At 53.9% G+C, this 21,253-nt stretch carries 22 protein-coding genes; all 22 read right to left on the reverse strand.

The window, feature by feature from the left end:
- Positions 1-17: 17 nt before the first annotated feature.
- On the reverse strand, positions 18-434 hold the full coding sequence (locus EBB54_RS09165) for a putative ABC transporter permease (RefSeq protein WP_004079004.1): 417 nt from the start codon (positions 432-434) through the stop codon (positions 18-20).
- Positions 431-1,891: a tRNA (N6-isopentenyl adenosine(37)-C2)-methylthiotransferase MiaB gene (gene miaB, locus EBB54_RS09170; RefSeq protein WP_125127190.1), complete on the reverse strand. Its 1,461-nt coding sequence runs from the start codon at positions 1,889-1,891 to the stop codon at positions 431-433. The genes EBB54_RS09165 and miaB overlap by 4 nt, the downstream gene beginning before the upstream one ends.
- A gap of 69 nt (positions 1,892-1,960) precedes the next feature.
- Positions 1,961-2,485, reverse strand: a complete 525-nt coding sequence (locus tag EBB54_RS09175) for a hypothetical protein (RefSeq protein WP_125127191.1) — start codon at positions 2,483-2,485, stop codon at positions 1,961-1,963.
- A gap of 51 nt (positions 2,486-2,536) precedes the next feature.
- A complete protein-coding gene (locus EBB54_RS09180) occupies positions 2,537-2,719 on the reverse strand; it encodes a DUF4250 domain-containing protein (protein WP_125127192.1) in 183 nt (60 codons plus the stop codon).
- Entirely contained in the window at positions 2,689-3,294 is a 606-nt protein-coding gene (locus EBB54_RS09185; protein WP_243127592.1) for a 5-formyltetrahydrofolate cyclo-ligase, read from the reverse strand. The genes EBB54_RS09180 and EBB54_RS09185 overlap by 31 nt, the downstream gene beginning before the upstream one ends.
- 10 nt (positions 3,295-3,304) lie before the next feature.
- On the reverse strand, positions 3,305-3,526 hold the full coding sequence (locus EBB54_RS09190; RefSeq protein ID WP_004078994.1) for a DUF896 domain-containing protein: 222 nt from the start codon (positions 3,524-3,526) through the stop codon (positions 3,305-3,307).
- A gap of 23 nt (positions 3,527-3,549) precedes the next feature.
- Positions 3,550-3,936 carry a hypothetical protein gene (locus tag EBB54_RS09195; RefSeq protein WP_125127194.1) on the reverse strand — a complete coding sequence of 129 codons (387 nt, stop codon included), beginning with the start codon at positions 3,934-3,936 and terminating at the stop codon, positions 3,550-3,552.
- A 62-nt stretch (positions 3,937-3,998) separates the two neighbouring features.
- Positions 3,999-5,672: a putative polysaccharide biosynthesis protein gene (locus EBB54_RS09200; RefSeq protein ID WP_125127195.1), complete on the reverse strand. Its 1,674-nt coding sequence runs from the start codon at positions 5,670-5,672 to the stop codon at positions 3,999-4,001.
- Positions 5,673-5,795: 123 nt separating this feature from the next.
- A complete protein-coding gene (gene ybeY, locus EBB54_RS09205) occupies positions 5,796-6,290 on the reverse strand; it encodes an rRNA maturation RNase YbeY (RefSeq protein WP_044990669.1) in 495 nt (164 codons plus the stop codon).
- A 147-nt stretch (positions 6,291-6,437) separates the two neighbouring features.
- Complete coding sequence (locus EBB54_RS09210) at positions 6,438-7,442, reverse strand: PhoH family protein (protein WP_125127196.1); 1,005 nt, start codon at positions 7,440-7,442, stop codon at positions 6,438-6,440.
- The gene (locus tag EBB54_RS09215) at positions 7,417-8,715 is read right to left on the reverse strand and encodes a sporulation protein YqfD (protein ID WP_193554345.1); all 1,299 of its coding nucleotides are present in this window, start codon (positions 8,713-8,715) and stop codon (positions 7,417-7,419) included. Before EBB54_RS09215 ends, EBB54_RS09210 begins: the two co-directional genes overlap by 26 nt.
- A 43-nt stretch (positions 8,716-8,758) precedes the next feature.
- Positions 8,759-9,043 carry a YabP/YqfC family sporulation protein gene (locus tag EBB54_RS09220; RefSeq protein WP_243127594.1) on the reverse strand — a complete coding sequence of 95 codons (285 nt, stop codon included), beginning with the start codon at positions 9,041-9,043 and terminating at the stop codon, positions 8,759-8,761.
- A 125-nt stretch (positions 9,044-9,168) separates the two neighbouring features.
- Positions 9,169-10,761 carry a flotillin family protein gene (locus EBB54_RS09225; protein ID WP_193554346.1) on the reverse strand — a complete coding sequence of 531 codons (1,593 nt, stop codon included), beginning with the start codon at positions 10,759-10,761 and terminating at the stop codon, positions 9,169-9,171.
- Positions 10,762-10,893: 132 nt separating this feature from the next.
- Positions 10,894-11,481, reverse strand: a complete 588-nt coding sequence (locus tag EBB54_RS09230) for an HAD family hydrolase (protein WP_125127198.1) — start codon at positions 11,479-11,481, stop codon at positions 10,894-10,896.
- 31 nt (positions 11,482-11,512) lie between these two features.
- A complete protein-coding gene (locus EBB54_RS09235) occupies positions 11,513-12,382 on the reverse strand; it encodes a DegV family protein (protein ID WP_243127596.1) in 870 nt (289 codons plus the stop codon).
- A 23-nt stretch (positions 12,383-12,405) separates the two neighbouring features.
- Positions 12,406-12,885, reverse strand: a complete 480-nt coding sequence (gene rlmH, locus EBB54_RS09240) for a 23S rRNA (pseudouridine(1915)-N(3))-methyltransferase RlmH (RefSeq protein WP_125127199.1) — start codon at positions 12,883-12,885, stop codon at positions 12,406-12,408.
- 12 nt (positions 12,886-12,897) lie between these two features.
- Positions 12,898-14,286: an NADPH-dependent glutamate synthase gene (gltA, locus tag EBB54_RS09245; RefSeq protein ID WP_004078969.1), complete on the reverse strand. Its 1,389-nt coding sequence runs from the start codon at positions 14,284-14,286 to the stop codon at positions 12,898-12,900.
- Positions 14,286-15,176, reverse strand: a complete 891-nt coding sequence (locus EBB54_RS09250) for a sulfide/dihydroorotate dehydrogenase-like FAD/NAD-binding protein (RefSeq protein ID WP_125127200.1) — start codon at positions 15,174-15,176, stop codon at positions 14,286-14,288. The genes gltA and EBB54_RS09250 overlap by 1 nt, the downstream gene beginning before the upstream one ends.
- Positions 15,177-15,381: 205 nt before the next feature.
- Positions 15,382-16,563, reverse strand: coding sequence for an iron-containing alcohol dehydrogenase (locus EBB54_RS09255; protein WP_125127201.1), 1,182 nt, complete (start codon positions 16,561-16,563; stop codon positions 15,382-15,384).
- A 133-nt stretch (positions 16,564-16,696) separates the two neighbouring features.
- Complete coding sequence (locus tag EBB54_RS09260; RefSeq protein WP_125127202.1) at positions 16,697-18,568, reverse strand: chitobiase/beta-hexosaminidase C-terminal domain-containing protein; 1,872 nt, start codon at positions 18,566-18,568, stop codon at positions 16,697-16,699.
- A gap of 30 nt (positions 18,569-18,598) precedes the next feature.
- Positions 18,599-19,435, reverse strand: coding sequence for a bifunctional methylenetetrahydrofolate dehydrogenase/methenyltetrahydrofolate cyclohydrolase FolD (folD, locus tag EBB54_RS09265; RefSeq protein ID WP_125127203.1), 837 nt, complete (start codon positions 19,433-19,435; stop codon positions 18,599-18,601).
- Positions 19,436-19,556: 121 nt separating this feature from the next.
- Positions 19,557-21,227, reverse strand: a complete 1,671-nt coding sequence (locus EBB54_RS09270) for a formate--tetrahydrofolate ligase (RefSeq protein WP_125127204.1) — start codon at positions 21,225-21,227, stop codon at positions 19,557-19,559.
- Between the last annotated feature and the right edge of the window lie 26 nt (positions 21,228-21,253).

Consider the following 21,253-nt stretch of genomic DNA (forward strand, 5'->3'; position numbering starts at 1 on the left):
TGCCTTCCTTTCGTATACTAAAGCACGTGAAAATGGGGTTTTTCTTCCCCGTAAATCCAGTGGAGCAGATATCCGGACATGAGTATGCCCAGTGCGCACAGCCCGGAAAACAGGATCAGAAACGGGACGCAGACCTGCCCGAAAAGCTGCAGGGGCTGGTTGGTATAATCCCATACGTTCCATTTCATCCATTTATTGACGATCATCCCGGTAATGAACTCCCCCGCCCCCACAAACAGGGTGCACCGAAGCACCTGCAGCCAGAGCGGGTCCTGCCATTTTTGCATCAGGCCCTGCCATCCGAAGAACAAAAGGCAGAAGCCGCCCAGCACAAACATGGACCAGTGGGAAAACCCGCGGAACACCACCTCGATGGTATAGTATATAATCCCTCCCAGGGCCCAGATAAAAAGGTATTCACTTATCCGTTTCACGAAATAATTTGTCCTCCTTCGCCAAGGTAATAAAACCCCCTGCATTCCTTCAGCCTGACGGAATAAAGCTTCCCGATCAGGGACGCATCCCCCGGAAAATGTACCAGCAGGTTGTTGCTCATGCGCCCGGTCAGAAGCGACGGGTCATGGTCATTTACAGACTCCACCAGTACCTCCTGGACGGAACCTGTATGTACGCTGCATACCTCTGCGGAAATGGACTGTACCTCCGAAAGCAGCCTGTCAAACCGATCCTTCACCACCTCCGGCGCCACCTGCCCGTCCATAACGGCTGCAGGCGTGCCGCTCCGTTTCGAATACTGGAACGTAAACACGGCGTCGTAGCGCACCCGGCGGACGATGTCCAAAGTCTCCTGGAAATCCTCCTCTGTCTCCCCCGGAAATCCCACGATGATGTCTGTAGTCAGGGAAATATCGGGCACGGCACGGCGGATCTTCTCTGTCAGCTCCAGGTATTGTTCCTTCGTATACCTGCGGTTCATCCGCTCCAGAATCCGGGTGCTTCCGGACTGAACCGGAAGGTGTAAGTGCCTGCAGATCTTTTGGGAGCTTCCCATGACCTGAATCAGCTCGTCGGAGAGATCCTTGGGATGGGAGGTCATGAACCGGATTCTCTCAAGCCCGTCAATCCTTTCGATCTCGGTCAGAAGCTGTGCGAAGGTGATCGGATCTTCCAGTGTTTTCCCGTAGGAATTGACATTCTGCCCCAGCAGCATGACTTCCACCACGCCGTCCGCCGCCAGGCTTTTGATCTCCCGAAGGATATCTTCGGGCCTGCGGCTTCTCTCCCGCCCTCTCACATAGGGCACGATGCAGTAGCTGCAGAAATTGTTGCACCCGGTCATGATGTTGACCCCGGATTTGAAGGAGAATTTGCGCTCGCTGGGAATGTCCTCCACGATCTGATCCGTATCCTCCCACACATCAATGACCATCCGGTCCGAATCCAGGCAGGCAGACAAAAGCTCCGGGAATTTGTAGATATTGTGGGTGCCGAAAACCAGGCTCACGAAGGAGTAGCTTTTTTTCAGCTTCTCCAGCACCCCGGCCTCCTGCATCATGCAGCCGCACAGCGCGATCTTCATATCCGGGTTGCGCTTCCGGCTTCTGCCAAGCTGGCCCAGCCGCCCGTACAGACGCTGGTTCGCGTTTTCCCGCACGGTGCAGGTATTGAAGATGACAAAATCCGCCTTCCTTTCATCCGGCTCCGCCGCAAAGCCGGCTTGCTTAAGAACGCCTTCCAGCTTTTCCGAATCCCGGGCGTTCATCTGGCAGCCGAAGGTGGTCACACAGGAGTTAGGCACGCGCCCGTTTCTTTGTTCAAAATCTCTTACCCATTCCCGGCATCTGGCAATGAAATAATACTGTCTGGCGGGTTCTTTAGCTGGAGGGCCTAAAGTTATATCTATTTTGTCTAAATCAATTTCATTGTACATTTCTCTTGACTTTTCTACCTTTCTATCGTACTATAAATAAAAATGAAGCGGGTTTTTTACCGTACAGCCTTATGGCTCAAGCGGGGTGCTCGTTTCTTTTTTTATGTTTATAATATCATATAAATACAGTTTTTTATTTTCAGAGTGTCTTATCACCAACTCTGCATGAAATACATTATACCGCAGAACATCATTATTTTCATCAAAAACCGGTATTGCAAATCTGGAATCATATCGATACCAGCCATATTTTGCATTTCTGTCATGTTTCCTATCAAGATTTTCCCGAAATCTTCTGTTCCCCGCGATTTCTATGATCTCTGGAATGCCCTGTGCGGCATTTGCTTTGGCCTTTGCCAGAGTTCCTTTTAATTTCGCAGTATACTTTGAGCCTGAATATTCATCAGGCAGGTCACTTCCAATATAAATAATTTCTTTACTTTCGGCAATTTCTATGAACTCTCCAACATATTGTTTTAAATACTGCTCCACTTCATCCCAGTCTATATTTCTTTTCCCTTTAAATCGAATGTCATTTACAATGACAATCTGATTCCCATTCACATCTTTTATAACACTTATGTTTCTTTCCATAAATCCTCACTGTGAAATACCGTATATCTAAATCTTCCGGCAGACTCTTGTTCATACAAACTGGTTCTGTTCTTCGCTGTATTCATAATCGATCCGCCCCAGGGCGTCCGTCAGTTCTTCTTTTTGAATCCCCGTCTCCCGGCAGAGCTCGTCCAGCGAGGAGTAATAATCCCTAAGCCTGGTATTGATCACGCTGAGCAAAATCACTGGGTCTTTCGGCAATTGGTTTTGCATGTCACAAAATTTCCTTTCTCTGTTATGACGACTTCCGCGCGGATATCCCACTCCCGGGCGGGAATCTCTTCCACACACTGAACCATATAGGCCAGCCCCATCCGGCGGCACCGGGGAAAATCCTGCAGATACCGGTCGTAGAATCCCTTTCCGTATCCGATCCGGTTTCCCATCCTGTCAAAGGCGGCACCCGGCAGAATCATCAGTATATCATCCTCCCCGGTTTCCGGCAAGCCCCTCCCTAAAGTTTGGGAAATGTCCCGGTCTGCGGCGGCCCTCTCCAGAAGCTCCGCCTCTGGCTCCGGGATGCCGAAATACCCCGGCCGAAGCTGGCGGAAGCTTTCTATGTAGCAGAACTCCATCCGCAGCCCGTCCGTGACACGGGGAACCGCAACCAGTTTTTTATCCCTCCACGCCTGTTCGATCAGGCCGGCGGTGGGCACCTCATCCCGAAAAGAGGCATAACAATAAATCTCCCGGGCATTTTGAAAAAACGGATGGGCCGCCGCCAGCCTGAGGATCTCCCGGTCATGGGATCTTTTCACCTCCGGCGGCAGTTCTCTGCGTTCTTTCAATGCACGGGCTCTAATTTCCTTTTTTGCTGCCATATTTTTCACCAAGATTGACGATCCGGCCATCCTTCTCTTTGATGTCAATATTGTTAAGCTGGCTTCTTAAATTTCCCCGGATGGCTTCCAGATATTCCTCCCGAAGCAGCTTCTGCTCTCTTCGCTCCTCGCTGCTTAAGCCCTCCGCCTTGGATTTCCGGTATAGTTCATTGATCCTGTTTATCTTTTGTTCCTCCATCACCTGTCCGTCCTTTCCTTCGTTCAACTGGAATAATTCTCTAAAAATCCGTACAGCTCCCTGGCTGTCTCCACGTACTTCCCGGCCTCCACCTCCGCCCGGACATTTTCCGGAAGGGTGTCCAGGGGGATCTCCGTCATTTCGTAGATCGTCTCATGGTCGCTTAAGTACACCACCACATATCCCTGCAGCTCACAGAGATAGTACCCTTCATTCTTCTGCGCCGCCCCCTTTGTGGTGACAAGCTCCTCCTCCTTCGGACGATCCGGCGCCCTCTCTTCCCTCTTAGCCTGGGCCTCGGCCTCATGCCTGTCCATGACGTACTGGTAGCTCATCTGGTACCCGATGCCAAGCATAGATGCGATAAAAAACACCGCCATAAAAAAACCAATATAATACTTCTGCTTCATAAGGATTCACTCCTTTTTTACACAGTATTGGTTTTTTTACGAAAATTTATACAAAAAAACGGTTATCTCGGCAGCAAACGGTATTTTCTGCAGATCCGGTAAATCTTCTTCCCCTGGGGAAGATCCTTGATATCCTGTCCTGTAAATACCCCCAGCTTTAAAGCGGCAACCGCATAGATCAGGGCCGAGACCAGGATCGACACCGCAGTCGGGATGAAACGCCCTCCAATCACAATATCCAGTATCAAATGCACCAGATACGTGAAAATCCCCATGATCAGGGCCGCCGTCAGCGGCTTGATGTATGTCCGGTCGATGTCCTGGCGGTAGCCGCAGGCACCGCGGATGGCCCGGGCATTCAAAACGCACATGCACAGGGAGAAAACGATGTTGCTCCCTACCAGCGCGTAAATGTTCCATTTGAGCACCACCAGCATGATAAACAAAGCCCCCAGGTGGATAATCAGGGAGATCCCCGCATTCTTCGCCGGCGCCCCCATCTCGTCCAATCCCTGAAGTATGGAATTGGCGATGGTGGAATAACAATAGAGCACCACGGTGATGGACCCCATGATCAGAAGCGCCGCCGGGGTCTTGCTGTCATCGTTGAACAAAAATACCATCAGCGGTGAGGCAAGCACGGTAAATCCCACAAAACAAGGCATGGCGATCACCATGGTAAAACGCAGAGTCTGGGAGATCTTTGCGTGGATCTGCTTCCGGTCCCTCTTGGTCACCGCCGCCGTCAGGCTGGGAATGACCGACGCGGCCAGTCCGTTTGCCATGGCAAGGGGCACGCTGATGAGGGTATTGTATTTTCCGGTGAAAATCCCCTGCATCGCCATATATTCTTTTTCCGTATAGCCCTGTGCGGACATGATGCTGTTAAAAATCGTCAGATCCAGGATCTGATTGATGTTGTAGATGGCCGTGCTGAAGATCACCGGCGCCACCGTCAAAAGCAATATCTTCAGAATCCGCCCGTAGCTCTCCCGCTTCCGGATATGGTCCATGCGGATCTGCCGGTAAATGACGGGACGGTAGATCAAAAACGAAAATCCCAGGAAAAACAGCGCAAACAGCGCGCCCGCCACCGTTCCGAGGGTCCCCCCCGCAGCCCCGTAGGCCGGCGCAAGCAGTTCTTCCCCGTTCTTTAAGGCGGCGTCCGTCCCGATCCCGAACAGGATGCTGGCACCCACGATGCTGACCACCGCGTTGATGATCTGCTCGATGATCTGGGATACGGCGGTGGGAAGCATGGTCCCAAGCCCCTGAAAATACCCCCGCAGTACCCCCAATACAGCCACCACCACCAAGCCCACTGACAAGACTTTCAGGGCGTAGGCGCTTAAGGGGGACTTCATCATATGCAGGGAAATGGTGTCCGCGCCGAAAAAGATCAGCAGCGTGACCGCCAGGCCCACGGCTGCCGAAAATACAAATGCGCAGACGAATACCCGAAATGCGTTGCGCCGCTGCCGCATGGCGACCCTTGCGGCCACCAGCTTGGAAACGGCCGTGGGGATGCTTAAGGACGACAGGATCAAGGTCATGGCATACACCTCAAAGGCATAGCCGTAGAACCCGTTTCCCTCATCCCCCAGGATGTTGGTCAGCGGAATCCGATAGACCACGCCGATGACCTTGGTCAGAACCATTGCGACAGCGAGGATCATGCCCTGCATCAGAAAATCATCTTTTTTTTGTTTTCGCTTTCTTCCCTGTATCTCAGACATGATATCCTCCGTAACCCCTGCTGTGCACAGCGAAAATAAATTCTTGAAAAGGCATCCCTCTTTTAGGAGCCCAAGCCTTCTTAAGGCCGCACTAACGGCATCTGCCTGATCCGCCCAGGCCGCCTACCGCAGAATACCCAGCTGCTCCAGTATCTCCCGCTGCTTCTGCTCCATAACCAGACGCTCGTCCTCTTCCATATGGTCATATCCAAATAAGTGTAACATACTATGGGCGATCAGAAAAGCAAATTCTCTTAAGGGGGAATGCCCGTATTCCTCCGCCTGCTTCAAAACCATATCCTTGGAAACCATAATATCCCCCAGAAGCAGCTCCCCCGTCTCCGGGTTGAAGGCGTCTGCCTCCTCTTCAAAGCCGGAAAAATCCCCCGGCGTCCCATATTCCAGCATGGGAAACGAAAGCACGTCCGTGGGGGCGTCGATCTGCCGCTGGGCGCGGTTCATCTCCCGAATCTCCTTGTCTGTGACCACCAGAAGGCTGACCTCCGCCTCATAGGGGCACCCCTCATATTCCAGCGCCTTCTCGATGACTACCCTTGCGGTTTTCTCCGGGTTAAAGGGCAGATGGGTGCCGCCCTCTTCCATATAATATAAACTCACTGTACTCACGGTAGTTCTCCTTTCCCTGGGCATGCGCCGATTCCGCCGGGCACACTGCTTTTGTTCCCTGCGGCGCTTTCTCAGGGGCGCTGCCTTTCTTCCTTTTGACACGCTCTAACCTGTGCCTTATTCCTTCCTGCACCGCTTTTATGTGCGCCGCCTTTTGTTCCGCCCGGTGCCTCCGCCGGAACGCAGCTCCTTTTTCTCATAGTCCTCATAAGCCTTCACGATCTTCTGGACAAGGGGATGGCGGACCACGTCCTTGCTGGTGAGCATGCAGATGCTTACGTCCTCAATATTTTTTACCACCTTCACCGCCACATCCAGCCCGGAGGCCGAACCAGAGGGCAGATCCTTCTGGGTGGAGTCCCCGGTGATCACCACTTTGGACCCGAAGCCGATCCGGGTCAGAAACATCTTCATCTGGGCGGGCGTGGTGTTCTGGGCCTCGTCCAGTATGATAAACGCGTTGTCCAGCGTCCGGCCCCGCATGTAGGCCAGAGGCGCCACTTCGATGAGCCCCTTTTCAGAATTTTTCAGGAAGCTCTCGGCTCCCATGATCTGATACAGTGCGTCATAGAGCGGGCGCAGGTAGGGATCAATCTTGCTCTGCAGATCCCCCGGCAAAAAGCCCAGCTTCTCCCCCGCTTCGATGGCCGGCCGGGTGAGGATGATCCGGCCCACCTCGTTCTTTTTAAAGGCCGTCACTGCCATGGCCATGGCCAGATACGTCTTTCCCGTTCCGGCGGGGCCTAAGCCGAAGGTGACCATCCCGGCCTTGATGGCGTCTACATATTTTTTCTGTCCCAGTGTCTTGGGCTTCACAGGCTTTCCCTGGAGGGTATAGCAGATCAGGTCCTTGTCGATCTCCACAAGCTCCTCCTCCTGATCCTCGAATACCAGGGAAATGGCATAATCCACATTTTGTTCGGTGATGGTATTGCCCCGTCTGGACAACTCCGTAAGCTGGGTGAGGACCCGCCTGGCCTTCTCGGCCGCGGCTCCCTCTCCGAGCACCTTCACCACTCCGTCCCGGGCGATCAGCGTCACCCGGAAAGTACGTTCAAGCTTCTTCGCATATTTATCGAACTGTCCAAATACATTATTCTCATGTTCTGCTGGAATGTCAACCACCAGTTCCGTTAGACTCATCCTGTTCGTTCCTTTCCATCGTCAGAATTTCCGTATCTGCCGTCTCCGTAATCTTCTGGTTCAGATACAGCGTGCCCGCGGCAGAGGCAGAATTTTTGTACACATGTATTTTAACACTATTTTCACAAATTTGAATACCCTTTTCTTCCAATTCTTTCGAAAAAAGTACAAAATTTTGTGTCAGAATCTTCTGAAGCTCTTCTTTGGGGTATTTTTTCTCTTCCGTTTCATAAGATTTGACGGAAACCATGCCGTAATCCACGGGCAGATAGAAGTTTTCCCCCAGCCTGAGCTGGTGCTCCTGTGTATAAGTCTCCCACTTTGAAAAATCATGGGACAGGGTGCCGGCCGAGATCCGAAAGGAGCCAAGCCGTATGTACCAGAGCCGCCTCTGTTTGTATGGGTCGTACTTTTTTTTCTGATAGGTGAGGGGAATCTGATCCTGGTATGTCATCCGGGTATCCGCGTAGATATCCGCGTCCGACTGCTGATACTGATAGCCCACCACCTCCCCGGCGTCGTTTTTCACCTCCACCCGCCCGGATACGAGCAGGTCCCCTTTTTTCACCTCGTCCCCCTCATGGACCATGGGAACCCCGCTGCGGGTGATGATGCTGGTGATCACCCCGTCCTGAGACGCCACCAGGTCGGTGGGATGGTCTTTGTCCCCTCCGGCTGCCGTACTTTCCATGGTTTCCCCGGAAGGTACCCCTTTCGTCTCCTCCTCCCGGAACGTGTCCTCATTTTCCTTGATCTGAATCCGCAGCCTGCTCCCGTCGATGGAGGCGGAAACCCATACGATGTCGTCGTACCGCGCCCGGACGTCCTTGACGATGCGGCTGCAGTCCACCCTGCGCTTGGGCATTGCAGGGGATACGTCCTTTGTGTCCAGAAATTCCAGCAGGGTCTGGTCGGTCCACTTCTCGTTTCCCTCAAAATGGATATCCCAGATGTAGCTGGAATAAAAAAACAGAAGCCCGATACAAAGCAGCACTCCCATCAGAAATGCTTTCCGTTTCCGGTGCTTCCGGATAAAAAAAGGAAGCCCGTATCGTTCCAGCAACGCCACCTTTGTATGGGTCTTCCGTATGATCGGCCGAAGCTTGCGGAATCCGTCCAGGGACAGGTACATCTCATAGGCGTTTCCCCTGGGCATCAGTCCCCAGATCAGGATCTGGTGATACCGGCACAGATTCAGGAAACGCTCCGGGGAATAGCCCTGAACCCGGATCTTGACATATCCGCGTATGTAACGAAAGATTGCTTGTATCACAGATGGTCACCTCTCTTTTTCCTTCTTTTCCTCTTTTGGACATTCACTTACAAAATTCCAGAGAACAGATGGTTCCGGTGATCTTCATTTCGTCGTTGGTATAATACTCGATCTGCAGATGCTTTCCGTGCAGACGGATCTGTTTTCCCTTTGCCTGCACCCGGATCAGGCATTCGGTGTATTCGAGGATTCCGCGGTAGTTCTCGATGCACACCTCGGAATCGCCGAGAAGTGTGACGACAGCCGCCCCCAGCACCACATCCTTCGGCATGCCGGCTGCAGAGGCAAGACGGCTCTTGAGCCTTTCGTTTTGACGTTCATGTTCCATAAAAGAATAGCCACACATACACCCTTTATAAAAAGTATATGTGCGGCTCTCCTGTCCTATACCTGCATCTTGGCCGGGTTTTGTTCCGGCCTGTCATTTTCTGCGGCTTCAAAGGGAGTCCTTCGTCAGCCCTGGCTTGCCTTGTCGCTTCCGTCCGCTATTTTTGCGCCCAGAAATCCGGATAAGACGGACTGCACGTCAACGCCTGTGGATTCCTTGAGCCCGTCGGATACCTGGGTAAAGGTTCCCACGATATCCTTCACCAGCTTGGCGGTATTGCCGTCCCCGTACATGGTGATCTTATCCACCTTGGCAAGAGGTTCGGCGATATTTCTGGCAATCTCCGGCATCGCCTTGAAGTACATCTCCAGAATGGCGGCCTCGCCCATCTGCTTCATGGCCTCCGCCTTTTTCTCGATTCCTTCCGCCTCCGCAAGCGCCTTTGCCTTGATGGCCTCGGCTTCCGCAAGCCCCTTGCTGCGGATTCCTTCCGCTTCCTGCTCCATGGCAAACTTCTGGGCTTCGGCGGTGGCTTTGAGCGCTTCCGCTTCCTTCTCCCGCTCAAACTTATCCGCCTCGGCGTTCTTCTGGCGTTCAAAGAGCTGCGCCTCGGAATTGCGCTGTACTTCATAGAGCTTTGCGTCGGATTCCTGCTGCTTCGCATAGCGCTCTGCCTCCGCCTGTTTCTTGACGGTGGCTTCCAGGTTGCGCTCGGTCAGCTCGACTTCCTTTTCCTGCAGGGCAATGGCCTTTTCCTGGCGTGCTAAGTTGGCATCCGCTGTAGCGATCTCCACAGTCTTCCGCTCGGTCTCCTTCTGGATCTGGTATGCGGAATCGGCAATGGCCTTCTTCGTATCCGCATCCTTCTGGAGCTCTGCCTTGCGGATCTCCAGGTCGTTCTCCTTCTGGGCGATCAGAGTTGCCGCGCTGATCTCCGCCTCCTTCGCCTCCTGGTTGGCCTGTGCCTGCACCACTGCCTTTTCCTTCTGGGCCCTTGCCCTGGCATTGGCGATCTCCAGCTCAGAGGTCACCTGGGCGTCGTTGGCTTCCTTCTTGGCCTTGGCCTGTGCCTTGGCGATCTCCTTCTCACTGTCGGCCCTGGAAATGGCCGCGTTTTTCTGGATCTTGACGATGTTGTCCACACCCAGGTTCTCGATTACGCCGTTGCCGTCCACGAAGTTCTGTACGTTGAAGCTGACGATGTCCAGCCCCATTGCCGCAAGGTCCGGCTCTGCGTTCTCCTTGACCAGCGTGGCGAACTTCTGGCGGTCGGATACCATCTCTTCCAGGTTCATCTTGCCCACGATCTCACGCATATTTCCTTCCAGGACTTCCCTGGACACCTGGGCGATGTAATCGGTGGGCCGATTCAGGAAGTTCTGGGCCGCCAGGGAAAGACGTTCAGGCTGGTCGCTGATCTTCACGTTTACCGCCGCGTCCACCCGGATGTTGATATAATCCGCCGTGGGCACCGCGCTGGAGGTCTTCACGTCTATTGGGATCAGCTGCAGGTTCAGCTCATCCTTCTTCTCCAGGAAGGGGATCTTGATGCCCGCCTTCCCGATCAGCACCTTCGGCTGCTTTCTCAATCCAGAGATGATGTAAGCCGTGTCCGGGGACGCCTTCACATATCCCGATGCCAGGATGATGAGAATCACCAGCAGAATCAGGATCACCGGAAGGACTTTCAGTACAACTTCTAGTATCATATTACTCATAGCGCTTTCTCCTTTGTCATTCTATTAGGAACCCTCTCCAAATATTTTTTGACGATCCCCCGCTCTCTACGAATAATTGTATCACTTTCGGGTTCCGGGTGCAATATTTTCTGACGATTCTTTCTATTCTTGTTACAGCTTCTTACGGATCTCCTCAAAATCTCCGCCAAAGACTGCCCCGCTGATCCCCGCTTTTCGGGCGCCCTCCACATTTGCAGCCATGTCGTCGATAAAGAAGCATTCTTCCGGCGCCAGGCCGTATGTTTCCAGGAGATACCGGTAAATGCGGATATCCGGTTTGACGATGTGGATGTCGCAGGACACCACCAGCCCGTCAAAATACTCGAAGGGCGCGAATCTGGGAAAATATTGATAAAACGAACTGCTGGCGTTGGACAGCACATACAGCCGGTATCCCTGCTCCTTCGCATACGCGCAGAACTCTTTCGCCCCGTGGACCGGCTCCATGCACATGTGCCACTGTTCCACGCACTGCCTCAGTTCTGTGTGAAGCTTTTGGGGAACCCTGCGGCTTACGCCGTCGAAGCGCTGTTCGTCGGTGATGTGGCCCAAGTCTCCCTGAACCCACTCCGGCCCCTCAAAGAGCTCCCGCCGGATCAAAGCCCGGTCCTCCTCCCGCTTTACAAAGCGGTTCAGACAGACCTCCGGGTCATAACGGAGCAGCACGTTTCCCATGTCAAATATGATGTTTTTTATCATCTTATCCTCTCCTTGCCTGCCGCCGGTCTTTTTACTTTCCGAACAGGATGACGGCCACCATCCCCGGGCCGGTGTGGGCGCCGATGATGGGAGAAAGCATGGTGCGGCGTATCACTGCCTCCGGCGCCGCCTCTTTGATCCTGTCCGCAAGCCCCTGGGCAAGCTCCGGCGTATCCGAATCGCAGATGTAGATCTTGGTATCCACCTCCGGATTATAATTCTCTTTGAAAAACGTAAGCAGAGACGACATAGCCGCCTTGCTGCCGCGCTTTTTATCCACGGTTTCCAGCTTTCCCTCTTCATTGACCACCAGCATGGGCCTGATATTGAGCGCAGAACCTACGATGGCGGTTGCCGCGCCTACACGTCCGCCCCTCTTTAAGTACATCAGATCCTGTACCATGAAGTAATGGCGGAGTTTGGGGATCACCGCCCGGACAGCTTCCAGATTGTCCCGGATGGACATGCCCGCCTTCCGGTTCTCTACGGCTTTTTCCACCAGAAGGCCGATGCCGCCTGTCGCCGCCAGGGTATCCACCGGGTATACCTCCCCCTGGGGATACTCCTCTTTCAGCGATTCCGCGGCCAGCATGGCGCTTTGATAGGTGGACGACAGTCCGCTGGAGAGACAGAAATACAGGACGGATTTTCCCTTCTCCAGAAATGGTTTGAAATAGGATTCGTACATGTAGGGGGAGATCTGGGACGTCTTTGTCAGATCCCCGTTTCGCTGGCCGTCGTAAAACTTTTTCAGCAGCTCCTCGCTCTCACACCCCTGGGATGTGCGCATCTCCTCTCCGAGAGAATATTCCATAGGGACAAATTCGATCCCGTTGTCAGCGGCGACCTCCCGGATGAGGTCCCCGGAAGCGTCCATACAAATAATATAGTCGTTCATCATAACCTCCAAATGCTTGTCCTTTTTTATTTGTGATAAGGAGCCCCCTGGATGATTCGAAAACTCCTGTAAATCTGTTCCAGCAGGATCACCCGCATCAACTGATGTGGAAAGGTCATCCGAGAAAAGCTGAGCGCAAAATCAGACTTGTCTAGAACCTCTTTTCCAAGCCCCACGGAGCCGCCGATGATAAAGATCAGATGCCCCGTCCCCTGCACCCCAAGCCCTTCGATCTTAGCGGCCAGCTCCTCGGAAGAAAGCTGCTTCCCGCCGATCTCCAGGGTGATGATGCAGGCGTCCTCTTTGATGTGCTTTAGGATGCGCTTTGCCTCTCTGGAGAGGATCATCCGCTCCTGGGCTTCGCTGGCGTGCTCTAACGTCTTTTCATCCGCAACCTCCACGATCTCTAATCTGCAGTATGCCCCCAGCCTTTTCTGATATTCCCGGATTGCGTCATTCAGATATGTTTCTTTTACTTTTCCTACGGCAATCACTGTAATTTTCATTTTATTATGGAATTACCGATTCTTTAAATATGCATCAATTCCCCGTGCGCCGGCTTTGCCCGCGCCCATGGCAAGAATCACCGTAGCCGCGCCTGTCACCGCGTCTCCGCCGGCATATACGCCTTCCTTGGAGGTCTTGCCGAACTCCTCGTCCGCAACGATGCATTTCCACCGGTTGGTCTCCAGCCCCTTCGTGGTAGAGGAGATCAGCGGGTTGGGGGATGTGCCCAGGGACATGATCACCGTATCCACCTCGATCTCGTACTCGGACCCCGGAACCTCCACGGGACGTCTTCTTCCGGATGCGTCAGGCTCGCCCAGTTCCATCTTGATGACTTTCATGCCCTTTACATTGCCGCTGTCATCGACGAAGATCTCCTTCGGGTTGGTGAGCAGGTCGAAGATCACGCCCTCTTCCTTCGCGTGATGAACCTCTTCCACTCTGGCCGGAAGCTCCGCCTCGCTTCTTCTGTAGACAATATGTACCTCCGCGCCGAGACGCAGCGCCGTTCTTGCAGCGTCCATGGCCACGTTTCCGCCGCCTACGACCGCCACCTTCTTTCCGCCCGCGATGGGGGTATCGTAGGAATCGTCAAAGGCTTTCATCAAATTGCTTCTGGTCAGGTATTCGTTTGCGGAGAATACGCCGTTGGCATTTTCCCCGGGGATGCCCATGAACATCGGAAGCCCTGCGCCGGAACCGATAAATACGGCCTCGAAGCCTTCTTCCTCAATGAGCTGGTCGATGGTGGTGGACTTTCCGATGACCACGTTTGTCTCGAACTTGACGCCCAGCTCTTTCACCTTCTCGATCTCCTTTGCAACCACCTTCTGCTTCGGAAGACGAAATTCCGGAATCCCGTATACCAGCACGCCGCCCAGTTCGTGGAGCGCCTCGAATACCGTCACCTCGTATCCCATCTTTGCCAGATCTCCCGCGCAGGTCAGGCCGGAGGGGCCGGAACCGATCACCGCCACCTTATGTCCGTTGGTCGTCTCCGGACCTTCCGGATTGATGTCGTGCTCCAGCGCGTAATCCGCAACAAACCGCTCCAGCTTGCCGATGGATACCGGTTCGCCCTTGATTCCCCGGATGCATTTTCCTTCGCACTGGGATTCCTGAGGACATACGCGTCCGCAGATCGCCGGCAGCGCCGAGGATTTTCCGATCACCTTATATGCTTCTTCGATATTTCCTTCTTTGACTTCTTTGATAAATCCCGGAATGTCAATGGCTACCGGGCATCCGCTGATGCACTTCGCATTCTTGCAGTTGATACAGCGGGAAGCTTCTTCCATGGCCTCCTCCTGATTGTAGCCCAGACAAACCTCCTCAAAATTCGCCGCACGTACCTTTGGCTCCTGTTCTCTGACAGGCACTTTCTTCAATACATCTGCCATTAGTTGTCACCTCCGCAATTTCCGCATCCGCCGTGATGTGTGTCGCCTTCCGTAAGCTTGAGCATTGCACGGCCTTCTTCTGTCTTATACATCTGGCTTCTCTTCATCGCCTGGTCAAAGTCTACCAGGTGTCCGTCAAATTCCGGCCCGTCCACGCATGCAAACTTGATCTGGTCTCCTACCTGCAGACGGCAGGCGCCGCACATGCCGGTTCCGTCCACCATGATCGGGTTCATGCTGACGATCGTGGGAAGCCCCAGCTTCTTTGTCAGGAGGCAGACAAACTTCATCATGATCATCGGTCCGATGGCCACGCACACGTCGTAGTTCTTGCCTTCCTTCTGCACAAGATCCTCAATCACAGCCGTAACCATACCGGAACGGCCGTAGGAGCCGTCGTCCGTCGTCACGTACAGATTTCCCGAAACCGCTTCCAGTTCCTGTTCCAGGATGACCATATCCTTTGTCTTGGCGCCCAGGACCACATCCGCCTCGATCCCGTGCTCGTGGAGCCATTTTACCTGTGGATATACAGGGGCAGCCCCCACGCCGCCTGCCACAAAGAGCATCTTTTTCTTTTTCAGTTCTTCGGGAGCTTCATTTACAAATTCAGACGCGCATCCAAGCGGTCCTACGAAATCACGGAACGCATCCCCTTCCTTCAAGTCTGCCATCTTCGTGGTGGAAGCCCCAACCTCCTGGAATACGATGGTGATTGTTCCCGCTTCGCGGTCATAATCGCAGATCGTAAGCGGAATCCTCTCTCCCTTGTCGTCCATCTTCACGATCACAAACTGTCCCGGCTGACAATGCTTTGCAACACGCGGCGCAAGTACGTCCATGAGAATAATCTTATCAGCCAGTTTTTCTGCCTTTAAAATCTTGTACATGTTCTTCCTCCTGGTATTATAACCATCTATTTGGCTGCCAGAAACAGCAGCCCTTGCCATAACATATCATACGATATTCCTCATCTGTTGACAAGTATTGTTTTCTGTTAATTTTTGAAACTGCTCACAGTTTAGTTACAGTTCGCGGCCGGTTGGGCCGTGAACTGTAACGGGCAGACACCGTGTGCCTGCCCCTTGTCAGAAATTAAAAATCAACCTCTGTTCCGTAATATGTACATGTCAGTAATTTTTCCATTGCTGCCGGATCAATGGCCCGCGGATTTGATCCTGTACATGCATCGCCTACTGCCAGCTCTGCAATCTTTGCAACTTTTTCCTTGAACTCATCCTCGTTGATTCCGAAGTCTTTCAGTGTCTTCGGAATATTCAGCTCTACGTTGAATGCGTCGATCTTCGCGCACAGGCTGTTGATCAGCGCTTTCTCGGATGTTCCCTCCAGACCCATTCTCCGTGCGATCTCCGCGTAGCGGCTTGCAGCGGTGGGTTCTTTTGCGTTGTATTTGATTACATAAGGCAGGTAGATGGCATTTGCGCAGCCGTGCGGGATATGTCCTGTGGAGAATGCCGCGCCGGTCTTGTGCGCCATGGAATGTACGATCCCAAGCAGTGCGTTGGAGAATGCCATTCCTGCAAGGCACTGTGCATAGTGCATCTGCTCCCTGGCATCCATATTGCAGTGGTAGGAAGCCGGAAGGTAATCCAGAACCATCTCAATGGCCTGCAGCGCCAGCGGATCGGTAAACGGTCCGTTCAGCGTAGATACATAGGCTTCTACAGCGTGCGTCAAAGCGTCCATTCCGGTGTATGCAACCTGCTTTACAGGAAGTCCGGTTACCAGATCCGGATCAACGATGGCCACATCCGGCGTGATGTTGAAGTCTGCCAGAGGATACTTCACGCCTGTGCTGTAGTTCGTGATTACGGAAAATGCGGTCACTTCCGTGGCGGTTCCCGATGTGGACGGGATCGCGCAGAATTTTGCCTTCTGCCTCAGTTCCGGGAAGTTAAACGGGATGCACAGATCCTCAAAGGTTACGTCCGGATACTCATAAAATGCCCACATAGCCTTTGCCGCGTCGATCGGAGATCCGCCGCCCATGGATACGATCCAGTCCGGCTCAAACGCGCGCATTGCCTCCGCGCCTTTCATTACGGTCTCAACAGACGGGTCCGGCTCAACGCCTTCGAACAATTCTACTTCCATGCCTGCTTCTTTCAGGTAGCCCACTGCCCGGTCCAAAAATCCCTGACGCTTCATGGAGCCGCCGCCCACAACGAGGATGGCTTTCTTTCCTCTCAGGTTCTTCAGCTCTTCTAAGCATCCTTTTCCGTGGTACACGTCTCTTGGTAATGTAAATCTGCTCATGCTACACATCTCCTTATGTATGTTCTATAATGTTATGGATTTAACGATAATTATTATAGCACTGTGAAACTTTTAACACAAGCAGATTTACTAAAATTTTCGAAAAAATTCTATGAAATTTATACGAATTATCCTACTCAAACTGCAGGGTGTAATTCCGCTTTGTCACCGGTGTCATTTTACCCGCATCGCTGATCAGCACGGCGGAAAAGATCAGGCTGCCGTTCCCTTCGGTCACGTCCAGAGGCCCGGTATACATCTGCGACGCGGCGGAAGGCGTACTTCCGTCGGTGGTGTAATAGGCGGTATACCCTTCCGGAACCTGGATAGAGATCTGGAACGCCTCGCTGTACTTTCCGGTGGACGGATTCACCGCCGGGGCTCCCTCTCCCTCCCGCTCCACCGTATAGGTCCTGGTGGCTGTGAGGCTGGGAATCCCTTTTTTATTGATGCAGACCGCCTTGAGAACGGTGGTTCCGTCATTTAAGAGGATGGGTTCCGTGTAGGGTGTGCTCGATTGGGTAGGCGTGCTCCCGTCGTCGGTATAATAAATGTCCCCGTCCCCTGTCAGCGCGATCTCCTGCACTTCCTTGTAGGTGCCCTCCTCCATGCTGAACTTTGGTGCCTCGGACACATAGTCCGAAACCTTGGACAGCACGGAAGCATCGCAGCCGTCCAGCAGCGGAGAGATCTTTTCGGTCTGCTCCGTTTCCAGATAAAACCGGATCGCCGCATCGTAAAGGTCTGCGTTTTCCGGCTGGGAATCAATGGCCGTAATGAAGACCTCTTCCGCTTTGTCCAGGTTCTTCTGCTGGATGTAGACCTTTGCCAGTCCGGTATAGGCTTCCGCCTTTTTCACGTCTTTTCTGAGGGCTTGTTCAAAATAACTCTCCGCAGAGGTATATTCTCCGGACTGCAGGGCCTTCTGTCCCTTCCCCACCGCGCCGGCATAGGAATTTTGGTAGAGGAAGAAAACCAGCACCGCGCCCGCCGCCAGGATCATACAGAAGACGGCCAGTACTTTCTGCATGCGCTTCTTTGCGGAACGCTTTTTCCTCATCCGCCGCTGCTGCCTTCCCTGGGCATCCTGCCGGATCTCCCCGGTGCCCTGCCTTCTGCCCTCGGAATCCGTCTGATGCATTCCCGACGTCTCCCGGCGGAGGCTGCCCGTATTGCGGCGCATGTCCGAACCCTCTCTCCGGTCATAGCCTTCATTCAGGCCGGCCCCGGCCTCTCTTGCGGCATAACCGCCGTCCCGGTTCCAGGCTCCGGTATATCCCTGGGCCCCATTTCCGGCAGTTCTCCCGGCATAGCCGGTTTCACGCATTCCGCTTCCGGTGTTTCTTCCGGCATAGCCGGTTTCACGTATCCCGCTTCCGGTGTTTCTCCCGGCATAACCGGTTTCACGCATCCCGCTTCCGGTGTTTCTCCCGGCATAACCGGTTTCGCGCATCCCGCTTCCGGTGTTTCTCCCGGCATAACCGGTTTCGCGCATTCCGCTTCCGGTATTCCTTCCTGTATAGCCGGTTTCGCGCATTCCGCTTCCGGCAGTTCTTCCTGTATAGCCGGTTCCCCGCATCCCGTTTCCGGCGGTTCGCCCGGCGTAACCGGAATCCCAGGCAGTATTCCCGGGATTCCTGGGCACGTAATCCGTTCCCCGGGCGGATGTATTGCCGTTTCCGTAACGGGACTGGGACGGCGTCCGGGTGTACTGGGAGCGGATTCGGCTCATCTCTCCCTGGCTCAGCACCCGCGTTGAGCTTCTGTACTCCCCCTGGTTCAGCACACGGGTGGCATAGTCATTTTCACGTTCTTCACGGCTCCGGTAACGTCTCAGATCACTGGAATCAATGGGACGAGTCGCATATTCCACAGAGCCCTTTACTTCGCGGGCAAGGACATCCTCCAACGGATTGTAGTCAGGTACAATCTGCACTTCCATATGGCAGGCCGGACAGATCAGCTGACCCTCTGGGATCTCAGCGCCGCAGTTTCTACATCTCATGTTGTGCTTCCCCCTTATTTACGCACTGTGCTACCGCATTGTTTCTACGCAATTATTCATCAGCATGGCGATGGTCATCGGCCCTACTCCTCCCGGAACCGGTGTAATCGCCGATGCCTTTTCAGACACCTGGTCGAACGCCACGTCTCCGCAGAGCCTGCCGTTCTCGTCGCGGTGCATTCCCACGTCGATCACCACCGCCCCGTCTTTCACATAATCAGCGCCGATAAACCGGCGTTTTCCCATGGCCACGATGAGGATATCCGCCCGTTTTGTGATCTCTTTCAGATCCCTGGTATGGGAATGGGCAACGGTCACCGTGGCATGCTCCCGCAGAAGCAGCGCCGCCATCGGTTTGCCTACGATGTTGCTCCTCCCCACGATCACGCATTCCTTCCCGTCTATGGAAATGCCGGAACGCTTCAAGAGCTGGATGATTCCGGCAGGCGTACAGGAAAGAAACCCCGGCTCCCCTATCCAGAGTTTTCCTACGCTGACCGGATGGAACCCGTCCACGTCCTTGTCCGGTGAAATGGCCCGGATCACCTTGTCTTCGTCGATGTGGGCCGGAAGCGGGAGCTGCACCAGGATTCCGTTCACATGCCCGTCCTGGTTCAGCTTCTCCACCAGGGCGAGAAGCTCCTCCTCCTCCACGGTCTCCGAAAGCTCATAGGCTTCTGAACGGATTCCGATATAGGCACAGGCCCTCTTTTTATTGTTTACGTATACGCAGGAGGCGGGATCCTGCCCTACCTGCACCACGGCAAGGCATATCTCCTTTCCTTGGCGGTTCAGCGCTTCTACTTCTGCTTTCAATTCGTCTTTTATCTCGTTGGAAATCTGCTTTCCGTCTATCAACTGTGCCATATACTTTCTCCTTCAACTCCAAAAACTTCTTCAACGCCTAAATCTAAGGCAGCGCCCCCTCACATTCGTTCGAGGGCAAATCGTCGGAAAGCATGAAAAAATGCTCCGCATTGCTTTCCTCCTAAAAGAGACCTGTAATCTTTCCGTCGGCGGATACGTCGATCTGATTTGCCGCGGGAACTTTCGGGAGTCCCGGCATGGTCATAATCGCCCCCGTCAGCGCGACCACAAAACCGGCACCTGCGCTGACATAGACCTCCCGGATATGGATGTCAAAATTCTCCGGCCGTCCAAGCCTGGACGCGTCGTCGGAAAGGGAGTACTGGTTCTTCGCCATACAGACGGGGAACTCCCCGAAGCCAAGGGCTTCGATCCTGGCAAGCTGCTTTTCGGCAGCCGGCTCATAGACCACCTTTCCTGCGCCGTAGATTTCCCGGGAAATGGTCTCGATCTTTTCCTTCAGAGACAGGCTGTCCTCATACAGCGTATGGAAGCTGCTCTTCTTCGTCTCCAATGTTTCCAGCACCTTTTCTGCCAGGGCGATGCCGCCCTCCCCGCCCTTTTCCCAGACTTCGGAAAGGGCAAATTCGCAGCCTTTTTCCTCACAGAATCGGCGGATAAACTGGTTTTCCGCCTCCGTATCCGTGACAAAGGAATTGAGGGTTACCACGACCGGAACGCCGTACTTTTGTATATTTTCAATGTGCTTCTCCAGATTCACGATTCCTTTTTTCAGGGCATCCAGATTTTCCGTACCCAGATCCGCTTTCAAAACCCCGCCGTTATACTTCAAAGCGCGCACGGTTGCAACCAAAACCACCGCATCCGGCTTCAGCCCCGCTTTTCTGCACTTGATATCCAAAAATTTTTCCGCGCCCAGGTCCGCTCCGAAGCCTGCTTCCGTGATGGTGATGTCGCTCATCTTCAGAGCCGTCTTCGTGGCCCGCACGCTGTTGCAGCCGTGGGCAATGTTGGCAAAGGGACCGCCGTGAACCAGCGCCGGCGTATGCTCCAGGGTCTGGATCAGGTTCGGCTTGATGGCATCCTTTAGGAGGGCCGTCATGGCTCCGGTTGCCTCAAGCTGGTCTGCCGTGACAGGCTCCCCGGCAAAATTGTAGGCCACGATGATCCTGCCCAGTCTCTTTTTGAGGTCCTGCAGGTCGTCCGCCAGACAGAGAACCGCCATGATCTCCGAGGCAACGGTGATGACAAAATGGTCTTCCCGGACCATTCCGTCCATTTTATTGCCAAGCCCTACGACGATGTTGCGCAGTACCCGGTCGTTCATATCCAGGCAGCGCTTCCACACCACCTGCCGGGGGTCGATCTGCAGCGCGTTTCCCTGCTGGATGTGGTTGTCCAGCATAGCCGCCAGCAGGTTGTTTGCGGAGGTAATGGCATGGAAATCCCCTGTGAAATGCAGGTTCAGATCTTCCATCGGAACCACCTGCGCATAGCCGCCGCCGGCCGCCCCTCCCTTAATCCCGAAGCAGGGCCCAAGGGACGGTTCACGGAGCGCGATGACGGCATTTTTTCCCAGTTTGGCCATGGCCTGCCCCAGGCCGATGGTTGTGGTGGTCTTGCCCTCTCCGGCAGGGGTGGGATTGATGGCTGTCACAAGAACCAGCTTCCCGTCCTCATTGTCCTTGACCTTCTCCCAGAACCCGTCGGAAAGCTTTGCCTTGTACTTTCCGTAAAGCTCCAGGTCTTCCGCCGCGATCCCCGCTCTCTCTGCGACCTCTGTAATTGGCTGCATCACTGCTTCCTGTGCAATCTGAATATCTGTCTTCATTCGTATCCCTCCTGAATGTATGCAAT

The organism is Schaedlerella arabinosiphila, from assembly GCF_003885045.1.
Taxonomy (GTDB): domain Bacteria; phylum Bacillota; class Clostridia; order Lachnospirales; family Lachnospiraceae; genus Schaedlerella; species Schaedlerella arabinosiphila.